This window comes from Sphingomonas sp. BL-S-28 (assembly GCF_055521515.1).
In genome coordinates, this window is record NZ_CM145484.1 from 993,731 (window position 1) to 1,010,776 (window position 17,046).

A 17,046-nucleotide genomic window follows, 5' to 3' on the forward strand; every position below is an offset into this window, starting at 1 on the left:
TGAAAATCGGAATTAACCGCGTTTTCGGACTATCCGGGCATGTCGCACGGATATCCATTCGCATCGCTGGTCGCTGGGGCTTCGTTATATATCGACCTTTCGGTCGTGATACCCGGCTGGCTGGCGGGGGTTGTCGCGGTGCACGTGGTTTGCGCGGTGCTGTTCACCGGCCTGCTGCGGCACGAGACGCGATAGGGCGATCCGTCAGAACACCAGCGCGGCAAGTCCTGCCCAGCAGAGCGCCGAAATTCCCGCGGCCAGCGTCAGCCCCAGCACGGGATTGCGCCTCTCGCTGTCCCGATCGGCGAGTTTACGGTCAGAGGGCATTGGCGATCGGGCGCGCGTAACGGAGCGGAAAACGGTTTCGCTTCGATCCGGGGGGAAGAGAATAGCGGCATGGTACATGGGGGGATTCCTCGATCGGTTTTCACAGGTCGACTTGGAATACGTCCCTGAATGCCTCCATCATATCTCAACTGATTTGGTGGACAATACGGTGAGCGCCGTATTTCGGCGATTTTTCGTCGCGCGGCGCGCTCGGTTCACCTGCTGGCGGCGTTCGCCAGCAGGTCGGGGGTCAGCACTTGCGGCAACTGCTGTGCCTTCCCGTCGCGCCCGTACCACATGTAGAGCGGCACGCCGGCGGCGCCTTGCGCGGTGAGGTAGCGGGTGATTTCCGGATCGCGACGCGTCCAGTCTCCGCGCAGCACGACGACGCCGGCCTTGTCGAACGCGGCCTTGGTCTCGGCGCGCTCGATGGCGACTTCCTCGTTCACTTTGCAGGACAGGCACCAGTCGGCGCTCATCCACACGAAGACTGGCTTTCCGGCGGCGCGGGCATCGGCCAGCGCTTTTTCGCTGAAAGGCTTGGCGCCGAGGATGGAATCGACCGCGGCGGCGGGCGGCATCGGCTTGGGCAGGACGACGAGTGCGAAGACGGCGATGGCCAGCGCAATCGCGGCTGCCGGTCGCGCCGAGCCGCCCTGGCGCTGGGTGCGCCCCATCACGAAGAGCGCCGCCATGACCAGCGCGAGGCCTAGCAGCGCTCCGCCCGCGAACCACGGCCCGCCGACTTTCCACGTCAGCCATGCCAGCGCGAGCGCGGTCAGGCCCATCGGCACGGCCAGCCAGCGGCGGAACGTCACCATCCAGGCGCCGGGCCGCGGCATGCGGCGGCGCAGCGGGGGAATGAAGGCGATGGCCAGGAACGGCAGTGCGATGCCCACGCCCAAAGTCGCGAACAGCGCCATCGCGGGCAGCACCGGCAACAGCAGCGCCGCCCCCATGGCGCTCGCCATGAACGGCCCTGTGCAAGGCGTCGCCACGAAAGCAGCGAGTAGTCCGGTGACGAAGGCCCCGCGCGTGAAGCTGGAAGGCGATCCGCCCGAGACGAAGCCCGGCACGGTCAGTTCGAACAGGCCCAACAGGTTCGCGGTGATGGCGGCGGCCAGCAGCAGCAGCGCGACCACGACCAGCGGCTCCTGCAACTGGAAGGCCCAACCCACTTCCTGACCACCCGCGCGAAGCGCCAGCAGCACGCCGCCGAGGCCGAGGCAGGCGACGACGACGCCCGCGGTATAGGCGAGCCCCTCGATCCGGGCATGGGCCTCGCTCTCGCCCGCGCGGGCAAGGCTCAAGGCTTTGAGGCTGAGGATCGGGAAGACGCAGGGCATCACATTAAGCAGCAGCCCGCCCGCCAGCGCGGCTAGCAGCAGCAGCGGCAGCGGGGCGAGGGCTGGGGCATTGCCCGCGTCGCCGGCCAGCGGCGTGCCGCCGGTCGGCACCGTGCCGGGCTTGGCGGAAAAGGCGATGCCGTTGCCTTCGCCGTCCAGCCGCAGCACGCCGGTCAGCGCAGAGGCATCGCGCGCGTCGATCTTGGCGCGGGGGATGGTGACGATCAGCCTGTCGCCGTTCCACGCGAAAGTCTGCGTCGCGGCATAGTCCACCAGCTTGTCCTCGCCCACGAAGACATGCGGCGATGCCAGCGGCGTCGTGGCGGGTAGCGGGATGGCGAGGTGCAGCGCCTTGCCATCGAGCGAGAACGTGGCGCTGGCATCGAGCGGGGCGGGCAGGCGCCGCGTCCATTCGGCAAAGCGCGCATCGGGTGCCACCGCTTTGGCGACGACCGGCACTTCCACGGCAAGGTCGGCGCGTTCGGGCACGCAGATCTGCTCCGTGCAGGCCAGCCACTGGGCGGCAACGCGGATCGGCAATCGGCTGCCCGGCGCGGCATCGGCGGGCACGGTGACCGGCACCAGCACGGCATAGTCATGTTCGAACACATGGTTCATCAGGCCCGAGACGACCAGCGTCTGCGGCACCGGATAACGCGGGGTGCCGGCCTTTGCGCCGGCCGGCAGCGTCCAGTTCAGTTCCATGCCCAGGCCGGCATCGCCGGGGTTCGACCAATAGCCGTGCCAGCCCTTTTCGGGCGTCATGTGGATGGCCACCGTGGTCTCGCTGCCCGGCGTGGCGGGGGCAGCGACCAGTTCGGCAGCGATATGCTGCGTCGCCCCCGATTGCGCCTGCGCGGCAAACGGGATCAGCAGCAGCACCAGCAATTGACACAGGACTGTCACGGAGAGTCGATAGCGGCGCGTTTTCATGAAACTCCCGTGGGTTGGCCGAGGGTTGCGTCGATCCGGTGATCCGGCCCATGCAGCATCTGCGCCCAACGCCTCCAGATTTCAAGGAAGACCCCCCGATGCGCTTTCTCTCCGCCTCGCTCGCTTCGATGGCCATGGTGCTTGCCGTTGCCGCGCCCGCCATGGCGAAGGATGCGCCTTCCGCCTCCATCACGATGCCGGAAGTGACCGAGCAGGTGCCGCAGACCGCGCCGAAGCTGATCGTGGCGATCTCGGTAGACCAGTTCTCCGCCGATCTCTTCGCGCAGTATCGCGAACATTATGCCAAGGGCTTCACCCGCCTGCTGCAAGGCGCGGTCTTCGCGCAGGGCTTCCAGTCGCACGCCGCGACGGAGACGTGCCCCGGCCACTCGACCTTGCTGACCGGCGTGCATCCCGCCCGCACCGGCATCACCGCGAATTCCTGGTACGTCCCCGGCATCGGCCGCGCGGAGAAGGAAGTCTATTGCGTGGAGGACGAGAGCGATCCCAAGTCCACGCCCGATGTTCCGGTGGTCAGCCCCAAACACCTGCTCGCCCCCACGCTGGGCGATCTGATGAAGAAGGCCAATCCGAAGACGATCAACGCGGCCGTCTCCGCGAAGGACCGTGCGGCGGTGATGATGAGCGGGCACGATACCGATGCCGTCTACTGGATCGGCGAAAAGGGCTTCACCACGTTCGCCAATCGCCGCATCTCGAAGGCGGCCGAAGCAGAGAACGCCGAACTCACCCGCAGCATCGCCGCCGGTGACGGCCCGCTGGCGGTTCCGGGCTGGTGCGGCAATGTCGATCGCGCGACGCCGATCGGCGATTTCACCATCGGCACCTACCGCTTCCCTGCCGCAGCCGGCGATTACAAGAGCTACGTCAACGGTCCGCGCATCGATACCGCGACGGCCGAAATGGCGGTGCGCATGGTGGACGAACTGGGCATGGGCAAGGACGCCGTGCCCGACGTGCTCTCGGTCAGCTTCTCGGCCACCGACAAGGTCGGCCATGCCTTTGGGACCGAGGGCGTGGAGATGTGCGTGCAGATGAACGTGCTGGATGAGGCGCTGGGCTATCTGTTCGACCAGCTCGACGCGCGCGGGATCGACTATGAAGTCGTGCTCAGCGCCGACCATGGCGGCTTCGACGCGCCGGAGCGTCAGCAGCTTCGTGGCAATCCCGATGCCGTCCGCATCGATCCGGCGCTCAGCGCAAAGGCACTGGCCGCCGCCGTCTCGCAGGATACCGGCGTTACCGTGAAGAACGGCCCGCTGTTCTATGGCGCGGGCGAGGCGGGCAGCGTCTGGCTCTCCGCCGAACTGACGCCCGAGCAGAAGGCCAAGGTGATCCCGGCGCTCGTCGCCCGGCTGAAGGCCAATCCGCAGATCGCGGCGGTCTATACGCAGGACCAGATCATGCAGTGGCCGGAGCCGAAGGGCCATCCGCAGGACTGGACGATGGAGCAGAAGGTCCGCGCCTCGTTCGTGCCGGGCCGCTCGGGCGAAGTGCAGATGCTGACCGTGCGCGGCGTGGTTCCGGGCAAGGCGGCGCCGTTCAAGGTCGCCTCGCACGGCAGCCCGTGGGATTACGACCGCCGCGTGCCGATGCTGTTCTGGCGCAAGGGCATGACCGGCTTCGAACAGCCGAACCCGGTGGAGACCGTGGACATCGCCCCCACCCTTGCCGCGACGGTGGGTTTGTCCGCGCCTGCGGGCACTTGGGACGGAAGGTGTCTCGACATCGACGCGACGGAGGCCGATAGCTGCCGTCGATGAACGACTCGGCAGCAAGGCTCGATACAGCGGCGGATCGCCGCGACCTGATCATCCTCGGCGGCGGTCTCGTCGGCATGACGCTGGCGCTGGCCGCGGCCAAGGCGGGGATCACCAGCCACGTGATCGACCGCGCCGATCCGGCGGACCTTACGGCCGAAGGCGCGGACGGTCGTGCCTCGGCCATTTCGACCGCCAGTTGGAACCTGTTCACCAACATCGGTCTGGCGCCGGCGCTGAAGGGGCTTGGCTGCCCCATCGATTCGATTGCCGTGACCGATGGGATGAAGCCCGGCCGGATCGACTTCACGCCCCAGCCCGACGAGGGCACCCTGGGCCGCATGTTCGCCAACCGCGACTTGCGCATCGCGCTTTTCGATGCGGCAAAGAGTGAGCCGAACATCGCCTGGCATGTGAAGACCGAGGCGGTGCGCCGCGATCGCGGTCCGCACGGCGTGGAAGTGGAACTGAGCGACGGGCGCGTGCTGAAGGCCAGCCTGCTGGTCGCCGCCGAAGGCCGCCAGTCGCCCACCCGCGACGAGGCCGGCTTCGCGCTCGCCAAATGGGATTACAAGCACCGCGCGATGGTGACGGGGCTGTTCCACGAGAAGTCGCACGACAACACCGCCTGGGAAATCTTCTATCCCGCCGGCCCCTTCGCGCTGCTGCCGCTGCTCGACGATGCCGAAGGGCGCCACCGCAGCGCGCTGGTCTGGACCGTTTCGGAAAAGGATGCCGCCGGCGTCATTGCCATGAGCGATGCGATGTTCGTGAACGAGGTGGAGAGCCGCATGCAGGGCGTGCTGGGCAAGATCTCGCTCTCGGCCCCGCGTATGAGCTATCCGCTGCGTTTCCACCATGCCGGCCATGTGATCGACGATCGCCTCGCGGTGATCGGCGATGCGGCGCACGGGATGCACCCGATTGCCGGGCAGGGCCTCAACCTTGGCCTGCGCGATGTGGGCGCTTTGGTCGAAGTGCTGACCGAAGGCATGCGCCTCGGGCTGGAGCCGGGCGATATGCAATTGCTCAAGCGTTACGAGAAGTGGCGCAGCCTCGATGCCTTCATGGTCATGTCGGTTACGGACGGGCTGACGCGCCTGTTCGGCATTCCCGGCCGTCTGCCCAGCGCGGTGCGCCGGCTCGGCATGGGCGCGGTGCAGCGCATGCCGACACTCAAGCGCTTCTTCATGGATGAGGCGCGGGGCATGTCGGGCAAGCTGCCGGAACTGCTTCAGGGGTAACGACGGGGGCGTTCAGCACCCGGCCCGCCGCGTTCAGCACGCGGCCCGCGATTATCGACCCAAGCCAGCGCAACAACACGCCGTCGTCCCCGCGAAGGCGGGGACCCCGCTTGTTCTTGAGACGTAGCGGGAAGAAAGCGGGGCCCCCGCCTTCGCGGGGGCGACGAAGTTTTCTTGGAATCTTTGAGGTTGGACGCGTGGTGCCCGCCTCACTCCTCCCCGGTCGGCTCCGGCGTCGGCGAAGGTTCGCTGCCCGGCGTCGCCAGCGGGCTCTGCTGGTTGACGGCGGCGCCTGCCGAATCCTGCAGACGGTGCGATTCCAGCATCGCCGTGGTTTCCAGCAGGTCCAGCGCCTTCTGCGTATCCTGATAGCGGCGCGCGTCGGCGATCCAGGTGTCGGCCGCCTGGGCGTTGGGCAGGCGCTCCACTTCGCTGATCGCATTGGGAATGCGCCGTGCGGTTACCATCAGGCGCGCGCGGTCGATCCGGGCGGTGGGCGAAAGCAGCGTCGAGGAATCGCGGTGTACCGTGAAGAAGTTGGAAAATTCGGCCTTGGCCTTCTGCCACAGGCTCTCATCGCTCTGCTTTTCGCTCAGTTCGGGCGAAAGCGCTTCCAGCCGTGCGGAAAGCTCGTCCAGCGTTACCGGGTTCTTGGAAAATTCGATCACCGTTTCCACCGCCTGCGGCTGGGCATTGGTGAAGCGCAGGCGCAGCTGGTCGGCCACATAGGCCAGCGGCTCGCCGCGATCGATCATGCGGCGCGCGGCGAAGGCGATCAGCAGCCCCTCGGCGCGGGCGGCGTTGCCGGAAGCCGCGTCCGTCTGGAAATCGATGCGCGAAAGGCGATCCTCGATCAGCGCCACGCGCCCTTCCACCGAACTGAGCGCGGCCATGTCCTGCGGCGAGGGCGCGCGGGCGGGAAGCGGCACAGCTGCCTGCGGGGCGGGGGTCTGCACGGCAGGCGGGTTCGCCTCGTGGCCGGGCAGCAGGCGATCGAAATAGCCCTCCTGCGCGCCCCACAGGGCCAGGGCACCCCCCAGCAAGAAGGCGAGCAGCGCAACGAAAACCGCCCCGGCGCGGGAGCGCGGGCGGTGTGGCATCAAGGAAGGCTGCGAGGTCAGGTCCTGCATCACGCTCGTTTCTGTAAGATCACGATCCCGAGGTAAAGCCTTGGCACAAGTCGCGGGCCAAGGCCAGCAATGCGGCATCGTTGGGTTCTGGGGCGATGGCGATGGCGGCCCATCCGGCGCCAGCCGCTTCGGCAATGCGCGGGCCTAGGGCGGCAAGGCGAATGGCGGTACGGTCGATCCCGGCCTGATCGCAGGCGCGGGCGAAATGGGCCGCGGCCTCGCCGGAATGGAGCAGCACTACGGCGGGATTGACCAGCAGTTCGGTCAATTCGGACGGTAGCGGCAAGGCTTCGCTGGCGTAGACCTCCCGCGTGGTGATCGAGAGGTGGTCCGGCACGTCCAGCACGATCCGCTCGCGCCCGGCCAGGCGCAGCAGGCGGCGGTTTGCGGAGTCTATCCGACCCAGCACGCCCTGCAACCCGCCGCTGCCGGCAAGCACCACGTCGAGGCCGGCCTCGCGCGCGGCTTCGGCGGTCCGCTCGCCCACGGCATAGGCCGGCAATCCGCGGTAGAGATCGAGGGCCGGGCCGCCGTGGCGCAGGGCATTGGCACTGCCGAGCAGCAGCGCATCGACCGTGTCGCGCGCCACTGGCTGCCAATCGAGCGCGCGCACGGCGAACAGCGGGAACGAGAGGGCGCCCAGCCCCGCGTTTCGCGCCGCCGCGCAAGTCGCCTGCGCGCCGGGCTCGGGGCGGATGACGATAAGAGGGAGCGCGGTGGCGGTCAGCTCTCCGCTCCGACACCGGCGAAATGCACGGCAATGGCCGGAACCGCGCGGGCCAGCAGATCGGCGGCGAGAGCGGCCGGGCCTTTCGCGTCATGGGCTGGGAAGCGTGCTTCGCCTTCGACCTTTTCGGCTCCATCGGGGCTGTAGAGTGCCGCGCGCATTACCAGTTCGGCGCCTTCGTGGCGTGTCAGCACCGCGATGGGGCTGTGGCAATTGCCGCCGAGCCCGGCCAGCAGGGCGCGTTCGGCCTCCACGGCGGCGCGGCTGGGGGCGTGGTCGACTGCGGCCAGAAAGGCTATGGTGCGCGCATCGTCGGCGCGGCATTCGATCATGATCGCCGCTTGCGCCGGGGCGGGCAGCCAGTCGTTCTCGTCGAGCGGATGGCCGGTGCCGGTCTCGCCAAGGCGCTTGAGGCCGGCTGCGGCAAGGAAGGTCGCGTCGGCCTCGCCCGCCGCCAGCTTGGCAAGGCGGGTGGCGACATTGCCGCGGAACGTCACCACCTTGCAGTCCGGGCGGGCATGGAGAAGCTGCGCGGCGCGGCGCGGGGCGCTGGTGCCTACAATCGCGCCCTGCGGCAGGGCGCGGATCGATTCGGCGCCGACCAGCACATCGCGCACGTCTTCCCGCGGCAGAATCGCACCGATGGCGAACGCCTCGGGCCGGATCGTCTCGACATCCTTGGCCGAATGGACCGCGAAATCGATCTCTCCGCTCGCCAGCCAGGCGTCCAGTTCCTTGGTCCAGAGCGCCTTTCCACCGATTTCGGCGAGGGCCCGGTCCTGGATGCGATCGCCGCTGGCGGTGACGGCCACGATCTCTATATGCGCAACATCGATTCCATGCGCGGCAGCAAGCCGGTCGCGCGCTTCCTCGGCCTGCGCCATCGCCAGCGGCGAACGGCGGGTGCCAAGGCGGAAATGGGTCTCATGCGTTTTGGTTGGCGTCGTCATCGGCGGGTTGTGCTACCCGCCAATGTCGTCCAGTGGAAGGGCCGTTCAGGGTAATACGATAATGACCACGATACTGGGCATCGAAAGCTCGTGCGACGAGACTGCGGCAGCGCTGGTAACCAGCGACCGCACGATCCTTGCGCAGCGCATCGCCTCGCAGGACGAGGCGCATCGGCCTTATGGCGGTGTCGTGCCCGAAATCGCCGCGCGCGCCCATGCCGAGCGCCTTGCCCCGTTGATCGAGGCGACGCTGGCCGATGCCGGCATGACGCTGGATCAGGTGGACGCCATTGCCGCCACCGCCGGACCGGGCCTGATCGGCGGCGTGATGGTCGGCCTCGTCACCGCCAAGGCGCTGGCGATGGCGACGGGCAAGCCGCTGATCGCGGTCAATCATCTGGAGGGCCATGCGCTTTCGCCGCGTCTGGCCGATGGCGACCTGCAATATCCGTACATGCTGCTGCTCGTTTCGGGCGGCCACTGCCAGATTCTGCTGGTGGAAGGCGTCGGCAAGTTCCGCCGTCTGGCCACGACCATCGACGATGCGCTGGGCGAGGCTTTCGACAAGTCCGCCAAGCTGCTGGGCCTTGGCTATCCGGGCGGCCCCGCGATGGAGCGGCTGGCGCTGGAGGGCGATGCGAAGAAAGTGCCGCTGCCGCGCCCGCTGAAGGGTTCGGACGAGCCGCACTTCTCTTTCGCCGGGCTCAAGAGCGCGGTGATGCGCGCCAAGCAGTCGGGCCAGTACAGCGATGCCGATATCGCCGCCTCGTTCCAGCAGGCGGCCATCGACTGCCTGATCGACCGCACCAAGCGGGCGTTGGCGTCTGTCGGTCAGGTCAATGCACTGGTCGTGGCGGGCGGTGTCGCCGCCAACAAGGCGATCCGGGGCGCGCTGGAGGCACTGGCTGCCGGGTATGATCTCGATTTCGTGGCGCCGCCGATGGCGCTCTGCACCGACAATGCAGCGATGATCGCCTGGGCCGGGGTGGAGCGCTTTGCGCTGGGCCAGTCCGACCCGCTCGATGTCGCCGCGCGGCCGCGTTGGCCGCTCGATCCCGAAGCCGGCGCCGTGCGCGGCGCGGGGGTGAAGGCATGAGCCCGCCTATCGGCGTGATCGGCGCGGGGGCCTGGGGCACCGCGTTGGCGCAGGCCGCCGCCGGTGACGGCAGCGAAGTGCTGCTCTGGACGCGCGAACCGGACCTCGCCGCGCGCATCAACGCGACGCGCCGCAACGACGTCTATCTCTCCGCCGCCACGCTGGCGCCCGGCGTCCGGGCGACTTCCGATCTCGCCGAACTGGCCGCCTTGCCGGCGCTGCTGGCGGTCGTGCCCGCGCAGTTTCTGGGCGGTGTGCTGGCACAGCTTCCCGCGCTGGGTTTCACCGGGGCTCAGCGCGATCTGGTGCTTTGCGCCAAGGGGATCGAGGCCGGTTCGGGCCGCCTGATGGCGCAAGTCGCCGCAGAGGCCGTGCCCGGCGCCGAAATTGCCGTGCTGTCCGGCCCGACCTTCGCGCATGAAGTGGCCGCGGGCCTGCCCACCGCCGTCACCCTCGCCTGCTCGGGCGGCCGCGCGCAGTGGGAACGACTTTCGCCGCTGATCGCGCGGCCGGCGCTGCGGCCCTACTATTCCGACGACGTCATCGGCGCGGAAGTCGGCGGGGCGATCAAGAACGTGCTGGCGATTGCCTGCGGCGTGGTGGAAGGGCTCCGGCTCGGCCAGAACGCGCGCGCGGCGCTGATTGCGCGCGGCTATGCCGAAATGCTGCGCTTCGGCCTTGCGCGTGGGGCGCGGGCGGAAACGCTGTCGGGCCTGTGCGGCCTTGGAGACCTTGTGCTGACCTGTTCGTCCACTTCCAGCCGTAATTTCTCGCTCGGCCTTGCGCTGGGTGAGGGGCAGACCGCGCAGCAGGCGCTGTCCGGCAAGGCCACCGTGGCCGAAGGCGCCGCCACCGCGCCGGTGCTGGTCGATCTGGCCAGGCGCGATGGCATTGAAATGCCGATTGCCGAAGCCGTCTGCCGCCTGCTGGAAGGCAAGGCACCCGCCGCCGAAGTGGTCAGCGGCATCCTCGCCCGCCCCCTGCGCGCCGAGCAGGAGCCGATTCTTTGACCGACGGCATTACCGCCCACGACGACGTCGTCCGGCAGGAAAAAGAGCGCGACGATATCGCCGCGCTTGCCAAGGGCGGGCGGACGAACCTGTTCGGCTTCTTCCTTCGCCTTGCCGCGCGCATCCCGTTCCTGTTCATCGCCGGCCGCGCTTCGGTCTACGGCCCGGCCGCGCTGGGCCGTTTCGCCTCGGCGCTGGTGGTGATCGAACTCACCTCGATGATCTGCACGATGGGTGAAAAGCGCGGGCTGGCGCTGCGCCTTTCGAACATCGATGGGCAGACACAGCCGGCGAATGTGATTGCCGATGGCACGATTCTGGCCGTGCTGGCCAGCGTGGCGGCGGCGGTGTTCTTCTGGTTCGTGCCTGCACCGATGTTCCCGGGCGGCCACTATACCGAGATCGACCGCATGATGGTGATCGCCATCCCGCCGCTGACGATGACGGAAATCTGGCTTGCGGCGCTGGCCTATCGCCTGCGGGTGACCCCCACGGTGTGGTCGCGCGCGATTGTCGAGCCGTGGACGATCTCCATCCTGGCCGGCGCGATGATCTGGATCGCCCCGCACAGCGGCTTGTCGATCGCCTATATCGGTTCGATCTTCGCCGCGGCGCTCACCGCGTTCATTCCCTTCGTGCGCGAATATGGGTTGCCGCGGGGCTGGCGGCCGAAACCGCGCGAGATGCGCAAGCTGGCGCTGCGTTCGGCGCCGATCGCGCTGGCGGACACCATCGAATGGGGCACGCGCCGCGTCGATCTGTTCCTGCTGGGCTTTCTGGCGCCGTCCTCGGCGGTCGGTGTCTATTACGCCGCGCAACAGGTGGCCAGCCTGCCGCAGAAGCTGAAGACCAGCTTCGAGCCGGTGCTGGGCCCGGTGATCACCCGCAACCTGAAGGAAAAGGACTATGCCGCGATTGCGCGGCAGGTCTGTCAGGTGGGCTTCTGGATCACCGCCGCGCAGGCCGGCATTGCGCTGGCGCTGGGGCTTCCGGGCGAGGGCGTGATGGGTCTTGTCGGCCGCGAATTCGTGGGTGGCACCGGCGCACTGGCGTTCCTGCTGGCGGCCGAAGTGGTGGCGGCCACGGCTGTCGTCAGCGAAGCGGCGCTGATCTACGTGGCGAAGATGCGCAACCTGATCGTGTCCATCGTGACCATCGGCGTGCAGGCGGTGCTGACCTTCGGCGGCATCCTGCTGATGCAGCACTGGGGCTACAACTCGCTCTATCAGGCGGCGACGGCGGCGGCGGCGCTGATGGTCTCGCTGGGTTTCGCCTCGCTGGTGAAATCGAACATGCTGGGCAAGTTCCTGGGCGAACCGATCAACAACTGGCGCTGGGCGCTGGTCTGGGCGGCGGTCCCGGCGGTGATCATCGGCTACCTCGCCACCGAATTCCTGCCCGAATGGGCGGAACTGGCCTTCGGCATTCCCGCGATCCTGGGATCCTATTTCTTGGTGATCTGGAAAAAGGCGTTCGGACCGGAAGACCGCAAGCTGTTCCAGAAGGCGAAGACGGCCTAAGCTGATCCCATGAATCCTCGCCGTGCTTCCATCGTCGCCGCCGGCGCCGCATTCAGCCTTGCCCTGTCCTTCATCGCCACCCGCATGGAAGGACCGGATTTCGTGCGCGGGCTTGAGCAGCAGGCCGTGGCCGTGCGCGATGCGGCCGGCGGGCGCGGTGTGGTGTTGAACTTCCGCGACCGCTACGGCTGGATCACCCGCCATCCGGTCCTGTCGGGCGGACAGGGGCTGGACGACGCCACCCGAACACGCGTGGCCGCCGCCGTCTCCGAAGTGCCGGGGATCGGCGGGATCAGCTGGGCCGGGCAGGACAAGGGCTCCACCAAATTGCGCTGCCAGGACGATGTGGAGGCGATCCTCGCCACCCGGTCCATCCGCTTTACGGAGGCGAGCGCGCAGATCGATCCGGCCAGCGTGCGCCTGCTGGACGAAGTGGCGCAGGCGCTGCGGCCTTGCGTGGGCAGTATCATCGCGGTGACCGGCCATACCGATGCCGGCGGCATTCCGGAGGCCAACGTGGCGCTGTCTCGCGCGCGGGCAGAGGCGGTGCGCTGGGCGCTGATCGGGCGCGGCATTCCGGCCGACGGGTTGCGCGCCACAGGCGTCGGCCCGAAATCGCCGATCCCGGGACTGGACCCGCACGACCCGGCCAATCGCCGCATCGAGTTCTCCGTGATCGCATCGGCCCCGGTCAAGCCGACGCCGATCGATACGCCCGGCCCCAGTTGATGGCCCAGTTGATGCTTCCGGGCACGGGAAAGACTATGAAAGGAGCCGCCCATGCCGCTATGGCTTGAAATGGCCGTTTCGGTGCTGCTGACCTACTTTGCGGGGTTCGGCATCGGCTGGCTCCTGTGGAACCGGAAGGGATAGTTTCGTGCTGCAAATGATCCAGGCCAACTGGCTGGTCTTCATCGCCGCCCTGCTGATCGGCATCGTCGTCGCCTATTGGCTGTTCGCGCGGGCTTCGAAACCCGTTGCCCGCGATCGCCGGCCGGACGTGCTGGACGAAGGCGCCGCGCCCGCGCAGCGCAATCAGGCCCTGATAGACGATGCCCCGCCCGCCGCGCAGTTCACGGCGCCCGTGCATATCGATCCGCCGGCAATGGCCGGCACGATGGCCGGGATCGGCGAAGTGATCGCCGTTGCCGCGCAGGCCGAAGTGGACGACGCCCAGCCGCAGACACAGCCGCACGCGCCGCCGCAGACCATCGCCGCCGAACCGGCTGAGGAGCCGGCGCCCGCTCCGGCCCCTGTCGCCGCGCCGACTTCGCCGATCGTGACCGGCGCGACGGACGATCTGCGCAAGATCAAGGGCCTCGGCCCCAAGATGCTGACCTTGCTCAATGCGATGGGCGTCACTCGCTTCGACCAGATCGCCGCGTGGAGCGATGCCGATCTCGACGAGCTGGACGGCAAGCTGGGCGCCTTCGCCGGTCGTCCGCGCCGCGACAACTGGGTGGAACAGGCCCGCCTGCTCTCCAGCGGCGACACCGGCGATTACGAGGCGAAGTTCGGCAAGCTCTGATCGGCTTTTCCGGGCACCAAAAAAGGGGCCGTGCCTCCGCTGGCACGGCCCCTTTTTCGTGGCTGGAGGGAGCGGCGCGAAGGCCGCTCCTGAAACCGTCACGCGAAACCGTCAGGCCCCGGCGCGATAGCTTTCCATGATGTCGTGGCGCAGCGCCGCGCCGCTGTCGGTGCGCGAATAGAACATGTGCCCGCCGGGGTACATGTGCAGGCGCACGCGGTCCGCGCGGCCGAATTCGGGCATCTGGCCGACGATCAGGCGCGATCCGAAGTAGGGGCACGAAAGGTCGTCCCAGCCATGGACGATGTCCACGGTCATCTTCGGGTCGATAGAGATCGCCTGACGCAGATCCTTCACCGGGTTGTCGCTGTTGTCGCGGTCCCACGCCTCGTTCACTTCGAACGACAGGGCGTTGTAGCGGGCATCGACCTTCCAGCCGACCTGACGCGTCACGAAATCGACCATGGCCGAGGTGGTGGGCGCGATCAGCGTGGTCAGCAGCGGATCGCCGTACTGCGCACGGGCGCTGGCCGGGAACGGGTCGAACGCGGTGAAGTTCGAATCGTAGACCGAACCGACCAGCCCCTGATCGCGGCGGATCTCCCGCAGATAAGTGCCGATGTCGACGCGGCCGTCCATGCGGCGGACCAGCGCGGGATCGAGGCCGGTGATCTCGGCCACCTTGGCCGAAAGGCGGTCGGTCGCGGCCTTGTCCTTCGGGCCGGCGAGGAAGTCGGCCACGAATTCGGTCTTCAGGTACTGTTCGATCGGCGCCATGGTCTCGGCGCTCAGCTTGCCTTCGCGTTCGAGATGGCCGGCGGCCATCGCGGGCAGGTTGATCATCCAGGGCAGAGGCGAAAGCGCGTCGTCCTGGCCGATCGCCGGCGGATCGAGGTAGGGCGAGACCATGGTCATGCCGTTGATGCCCACGCCCATCTGCGTCTGCAGGTAATAGGCCAGACGCGGCACGCGGTAACCGCCGTAGCTCTCGCCGGCCAGATACTTGCGGCTGGTCAGGCGGCCGTTCGCATTCAGCCAGTCATAGACGATGCGGCTGAGGTACTTGATGTCGTTTTCGGAGGTGTAGAACGCCTTCTTGGTCGCCTCCGCATCGACGCGGCTGCGCGAGAAACCGGTGCCGATCGGATCGATGAAGACGAGGTCGGTGAAGTCCAGCCACGAATTCGGGTTGTCACGCAGTACCGCCGGATCGGACGGGGCATCACCCTGCGCGCCGAACTGCACGCGCTTGGGGCCGATGGCGCCGAGGTTCAGATAGACCGATGCCGCGCCGGGGCCGCCGTTGAAGGCGAAAGTGACGGGGCGATTGGTGGGGGCGCCGGGCACGGTATAGGCAGTGTAGACCACCTCGCCGATGGTCTTGCCCTTTTCGTCCTTCACCGGAAGCGAACCGACGGTGGCGACGTAGTTGACCGTCTTGCCGCCGATCACCGCCGACTGCTTGATCGACTTCGCCTCGGGGAAGGGGGCGAGTTGGTTGTCGTCCTTCTTCTCATCCTTGGCGTCGGCGGCGGGCTTGTCGGATTTGTCGGCCGCGTAAGTGGCGGCAGGGCCCGCGGCGAGGGCGAGCGAAAGCGCCACGCAGGCGAGGGAAACGGTACGCATCGGGAAGTACGACCCCTTGTTGTTCGCGCCCGCGACCGGGGCGCCGATGGGGCCGATGCTTAGAACGGGTAAATAGTATACGGCAAGAGTGTGACTACGTAAAAGTAGTGTAGCCCCCCTTAGGGAACTGGCTGCTTAACCGACCACTCGCCGTTCTTACCGACCCCGCTCATCCAGAGCTTGTCGAAGGATGGCAGCCTTGCGCCACGCCTATGGGGCTTCGACAGGCTCAGCCTGAGCGGGATCGGTGGGAAGGCGTTTTTTCAGACAATCAAGGCAGCATCGAACCCGTCTCGATGAACCGCTGGTGCCACGACAGCGCCTCGCCCGGCAGCGAGGGCGACTGCAGGCCGTAGGAGCCCTTCAGCGCGCGGGCGTAGTAGTCTTCCAGCAGCGGGCGATAGTCCGGGTGCGCGCAGTTGGCGATGATCACCGCGGCGCGTTCCTTGGGGCTGAGCCCGCGGAGGTCTGCCAGACCCTGCTCGGTGACGATCACCTGCACGTCCTGATTGATGTGATCGACGTGGCTCGCCTGCGGCACGATGGCCGAGATCTTGCCGCCCTTTGCCGTGGAGGGCGTCATGAAGATCGAGATATAGGCATTGCGCGCGAAGTCGCCCGAACCGCCGATGCCGTTCTGGATGCGCGAACCCATGACGTGGGTGGAGTTCACCGCGCCGTAGATGTCCGCCTCGATCAGCCCGTTCATGGCGATGCAGCCCAGGCGGCGGATCAGTTCGGGGTGGTTGGAGATTTCCTGCGGGCGCAGGATCATCTTGTCGCGGTAGCGGGCCATATCGGCATTGACGCGGGCGGCCGCCTCGGGGCTCAGTGAGAACGCGGTGGCGGAGGCCATGCGCAGCTTGCCCGAATCCAGCAGGTCCAGCATGCCGTCCTGAATCACTTCGGTGTAGGAGGTCAGGCTGTCGAACGGCGCATCGACAAGGCCGGTCAGCACGGCATTGGCGATATTGCCCACGCCGGACTGGATCGGCAGCAGCGCCTTGGGCAGGCGGCCCAGCTTCACTTCGTGCTGCAGGAATTCGAGGATGTGGCCGGCGATCGCCTTGGCCTTCTCGTCCGGCGGGCTGAACGGGGCGTTGCGGTCCGGCCGGTCGGTCTCGACCACGGCGACGACTTTGGCGGGATCGACCTTGAGGTAGGGCGAACCGATACGGTCATCGGGCTTCACCAGCGGGATCGGCACGCGGCTGGGGGGCAGGGCAGTGCCGTAGTAGATGTCGTGCATCCCCTCCAGCGCCTCGTTCTGCCACGAGTTCACTTCGAGGATGACCTTGGAGGCGCGGTCCAGCCAGGTCTTGTTGTTGCCGACCGAGGAGGACGGGATCAGGCTGCCGTCGGCGCGGATGCCGGCCACTTCGATCACGGCCGTGTCCAGCGGGCCCAGGAAGCCCTGCCAGGCCATCGGCGCGACTTGCGACAGGTGCATGTCGAAGTAGTTCATCTCGCCCTTGTTGATGCGTTCGCGGGCGATGGGATCGGAATTGTAGGGCAAGCGGAATTCGATGCCGTCCGCCTTGGCAAGGGCGCCATCGAGTTCCGGCCCGGTGGAGGCGCCGGTCCACATGCGCACGCGGAACTGACGTCCGGCGGCGTGTTCGGCCTCGATCTCGGCCGCAAGGGCGAGGGGAACCGCCTTGGGGTAACCCGAACCGGTGAAGCCGCTCATGCCCACGGTGGAACCGCTGGTAATGAGGCGGGCAGCCGCTTCGGCAGGCATGATCTTGGAACGCATTTCCGGGCATTCGATCCGCATGGCAACCTCTTGAATTGTGACTTTCCGAGCGAGCCAGTCGCGCCGTCCGCT

At 67.6% G+C, this 17,046-nt stretch carries 14 protein-coding genes; 7 read left to right on the forward strand and 7 right to left on the reverse strand.

The genetic code is table 11. The features are described 5' to 3' along the window. Nucleotides 1-204: 204 nt before the first annotated feature. Together ACZ1JC_RS13390 and ACZ1JC_RS13395 are read right to left on the reverse strand one after the other, a co-directional pair. Nucleotides 205-327 (reverse strand): hypothetical protein, encoded by a 123-nt coding sequence (locus tag ACZ1JC_RS13390; RefSeq protein ID WP_465136389.1) that lies wholly within the window; start codon nt 325-327, stop codon nt 205-207. A 215-nt stretch (nt 328-542) separates the two neighbouring features. Then, entirely contained in the window at nt 543-2,606 is a 2,064-nt protein-coding gene (locus ACZ1JC_RS13395; RefSeq protein ID WP_465136388.1) for a protein-disulfide reductase DsbD family protein, read from the reverse strand. A 98-nt stretch (nt 2,607-2,704) separates the two neighbouring features. Here ACZ1JC_RS13395 and ACZ1JC_RS13400 point away from each other — a divergent pair, with 98 nt between their 5' ends. After that, the gene (locus ACZ1JC_RS13400; RefSeq protein ID WP_465136387.1) at nt 2,705-4,390 is read left to right on the forward strand and encodes an alkaline phosphatase family protein; all 1,686 of its coding nucleotides are present in this window, start codon (nt 2,705-2,707) and stop codon (nt 4,388-4,390) included. Further along, nucleotides 4,387-5,631 carry an FAD-dependent monooxygenase gene (locus ACZ1JC_RS13405; RefSeq protein WP_465136386.1) on the forward strand — a complete coding sequence of 415 codons (1,245 nt, stop codon included), beginning with the start codon at nt 4,387-4,389 and terminating at the stop codon, nt 5,629-5,631. The genes ACZ1JC_RS13400 and ACZ1JC_RS13405 overlap by 4 nt, the downstream gene beginning before the upstream one ends. 209 nt (nt 5,632-5,840) lie before the next feature. On the opposite strand, the gene ACZ1JC_RS13410 is transcribed toward ACZ1JC_RS13405, so the two are convergent. Genes ACZ1JC_RS13410 through hemC form a run of 3 tightly spaced genes read right to left on the reverse strand, consistent with a single transcriptional unit; the run spans nt 5,841 to nt 8,438 of the window. Then, nucleotides 5,841-6,731 carry a hypothetical protein gene (locus ACZ1JC_RS13410; protein ID WP_465169083.1) on the reverse strand — a complete coding sequence of 297 codons (891 nt, stop codon included), beginning with the start codon at nt 6,729-6,731 and terminating at the stop codon, nt 5,841-5,843. A 49-nt stretch (nt 6,732-6,780) separates the two neighbouring features. Further along, on the reverse strand, nt 6,781-7,488 hold the full coding sequence (locus ACZ1JC_RS13415) for a uroporphyrinogen-III synthase (RefSeq protein ID WP_465169087.1): 708 nt from the start codon (nt 7,486-7,488) through the stop codon (nt 6,781-6,783). Further along, nucleotides 7,485-8,438, reverse strand: a complete 954-nt coding sequence (hemC, locus tag ACZ1JC_RS13420; RefSeq protein WP_465136384.1) for a hydroxymethylbilane synthase — start codon at nt 8,436-8,438, stop codon at nt 7,485-7,487. The genes ACZ1JC_RS13415 and hemC overlap by 4 nt, the downstream gene beginning before the upstream one ends. Before the next feature lie 61 nt (nt 8,439-8,499). On the opposite strand from hemC, the gene tsaD reads away from it, so the two are divergent. The 5 genes from tsaD (at nt 8,500) to ACZ1JC_RS13445 (ending at nt 13,592) form a co-directional block, all read left to right on the forward strand. Beyond that, on the forward strand, nt 8,500-9,534 hold the full coding sequence (tsaD, locus tag ACZ1JC_RS13425) for a tRNA (adenosine(37)-N6)-threonylcarbamoyltransferase complex transferase subunit TsaD (RefSeq protein ID WP_465136383.1): 1,035 nt from the start codon (nt 8,500-8,502) through the stop codon (nt 9,532-9,534). Then, complete coding sequence (locus ACZ1JC_RS13430) at nt 9,531-10,544, forward strand: NAD(P)H-dependent glycerol-3-phosphate dehydrogenase (protein WP_465136382.1); 1,014 nt, start codon at nt 9,531-9,533, stop codon at nt 10,542-10,544. Before tsaD ends, ACZ1JC_RS13430 begins: the two co-directional genes overlap by 4 nt. Next, a complete protein-coding gene (locus ACZ1JC_RS13435; RefSeq protein ID WP_465136381.1) occupies nt 10,541-12,064 on the forward strand; it encodes a lipopolysaccharide biosynthesis protein in 1,524 nt (507 codons plus the stop codon). Before ACZ1JC_RS13430 ends, ACZ1JC_RS13435 begins: the two co-directional genes overlap by 4 nt. 9 nt (nt 12,065-12,073) lie before the next feature. Continuing rightward, nucleotides 12,074-12,793 (forward strand): OmpA family protein, encoded by a 720-nt coding sequence (locus ACZ1JC_RS13440; protein WP_465136380.1) that lies wholly within the window; start codon nt 12,074-12,076, stop codon nt 12,791-12,793. 157 nt (nt 12,794-12,950) lie between these two features. After that, nucleotides 12,951-13,592, forward strand: coding sequence for a hypothetical protein (locus ACZ1JC_RS13445; RefSeq protein ID WP_465138603.1), 642 nt, complete (start codon nt 12,951-12,953; stop codon nt 13,590-13,592). Between the two features lie 111 nt (nt 13,593-13,703). Here ACZ1JC_RS13445 and ACZ1JC_RS13450 read toward each other — a convergent pair whose 3' ends face one another. Both ACZ1JC_RS13450 and ACZ1JC_RS13455 read right to left on the reverse strand, forming a co-directional pair. Then, the gene (locus ACZ1JC_RS13450) at nt 13,704-15,218 is read right to left on the reverse strand and encodes a S10 family peptidase (RefSeq protein WP_465136379.1); all 1,515 of its coding nucleotides are present in this window, start codon (nt 15,216-15,218) and stop codon (nt 13,704-13,706) included. 271 nt (nt 15,219-15,489) lie between these two features. Next, nucleotides 15,490-16,995 (reverse strand): acetyl-CoA hydrolase/transferase family protein, encoded by a 1,506-nt coding sequence (locus tag ACZ1JC_RS13455; protein ID WP_465136378.1) that lies wholly within the window; start codon nt 16,993-16,995, stop codon nt 15,490-15,492. Nucleotides 16,996-17,046 lie beyond the last annotated feature (51 nt).

Bases quoted from the DNA above. Each gene is read 5' to 3' on its own strand.
- ACZ1JC_RS13390 (WP_465136389.1), bottom strand. From the start codon at position 327: ATGCCCTCTGACCGTAAACTCGCCGATCGGGACAGCGAGAGGCGCAAT.
- ACZ1JC_RS13395 (WP_465136388.1), bottom strand. From the start codon at position 2,606: ATGAAAACGCGCCGCTATCGACTCTCCGTGACAGTCCTGTGTCAATTG.
- ACZ1JC_RS13400 (WP_465136387.1), top strand. From the start codon at position 2,705: ATGCGCTTTCTCTCCGCCTCGCTCGCTTCGATGGCCATGGTGCTTGCC.
- ACZ1JC_RS13405 (WP_465136386.1), top strand. From the start codon at position 4,387: ATGAACGACTCGGCAGCAAGGCTCGATACAGCGGCGGATCGCCGCGAC.
- ACZ1JC_RS13410 (WP_465169083.1), bottom strand. From the start codon at position 6,731: ATGCCACACCGCCCGCGCTCCCGCGCCGGGGCGGTTTTCGTTGCGCTG.
- hemC (WP_465136384.1), bottom strand. From the start codon at position 8,438: ATGACGACGCCAACCAAAACGCATGAGACCCATTTCCGCCTTGGCACC.
- tsaD (WP_465136383.1), top strand. From the start codon at position 8,500: ATGACCACGATACTGGGCATCGAAAGCTCGTGCGACGAGACTGCGGCA.
- ACZ1JC_RS13430 (WP_465136382.1), top strand. From the start codon at position 9,531: ATGAGCCCGCCTATCGGCGTGATCGGCGCGGGGGCCTGGGGCACCGCG.
- ACZ1JC_RS13440 (WP_465136380.1), top strand. From the start codon at position 12,074: ATGAATCCTCGCCGTGCTTCCATCGTCGCCGCCGGCGCCGCATTCAGC.
- ACZ1JC_RS13445 (WP_465138603.1), top strand. From the start codon at position 12,951: ATGATCCAGGCCAACTGGCTGGTCTTCATCGCCGCCCTGCTGATCGGC.
- ACZ1JC_RS13450 (WP_465136379.1), bottom strand. From the start codon at position 15,218: ATGCGTACCGTTTCCCTCGCCTGCGTGGCGCTTTCGCTCGCCCTCGCC.
- ACZ1JC_RS13455 (WP_465136378.1), bottom strand. From the start codon at position 16,995: ATGCGGATCGAATGCCCGGAAATGCGTTCCAAGATCATGCCTGCCGAA.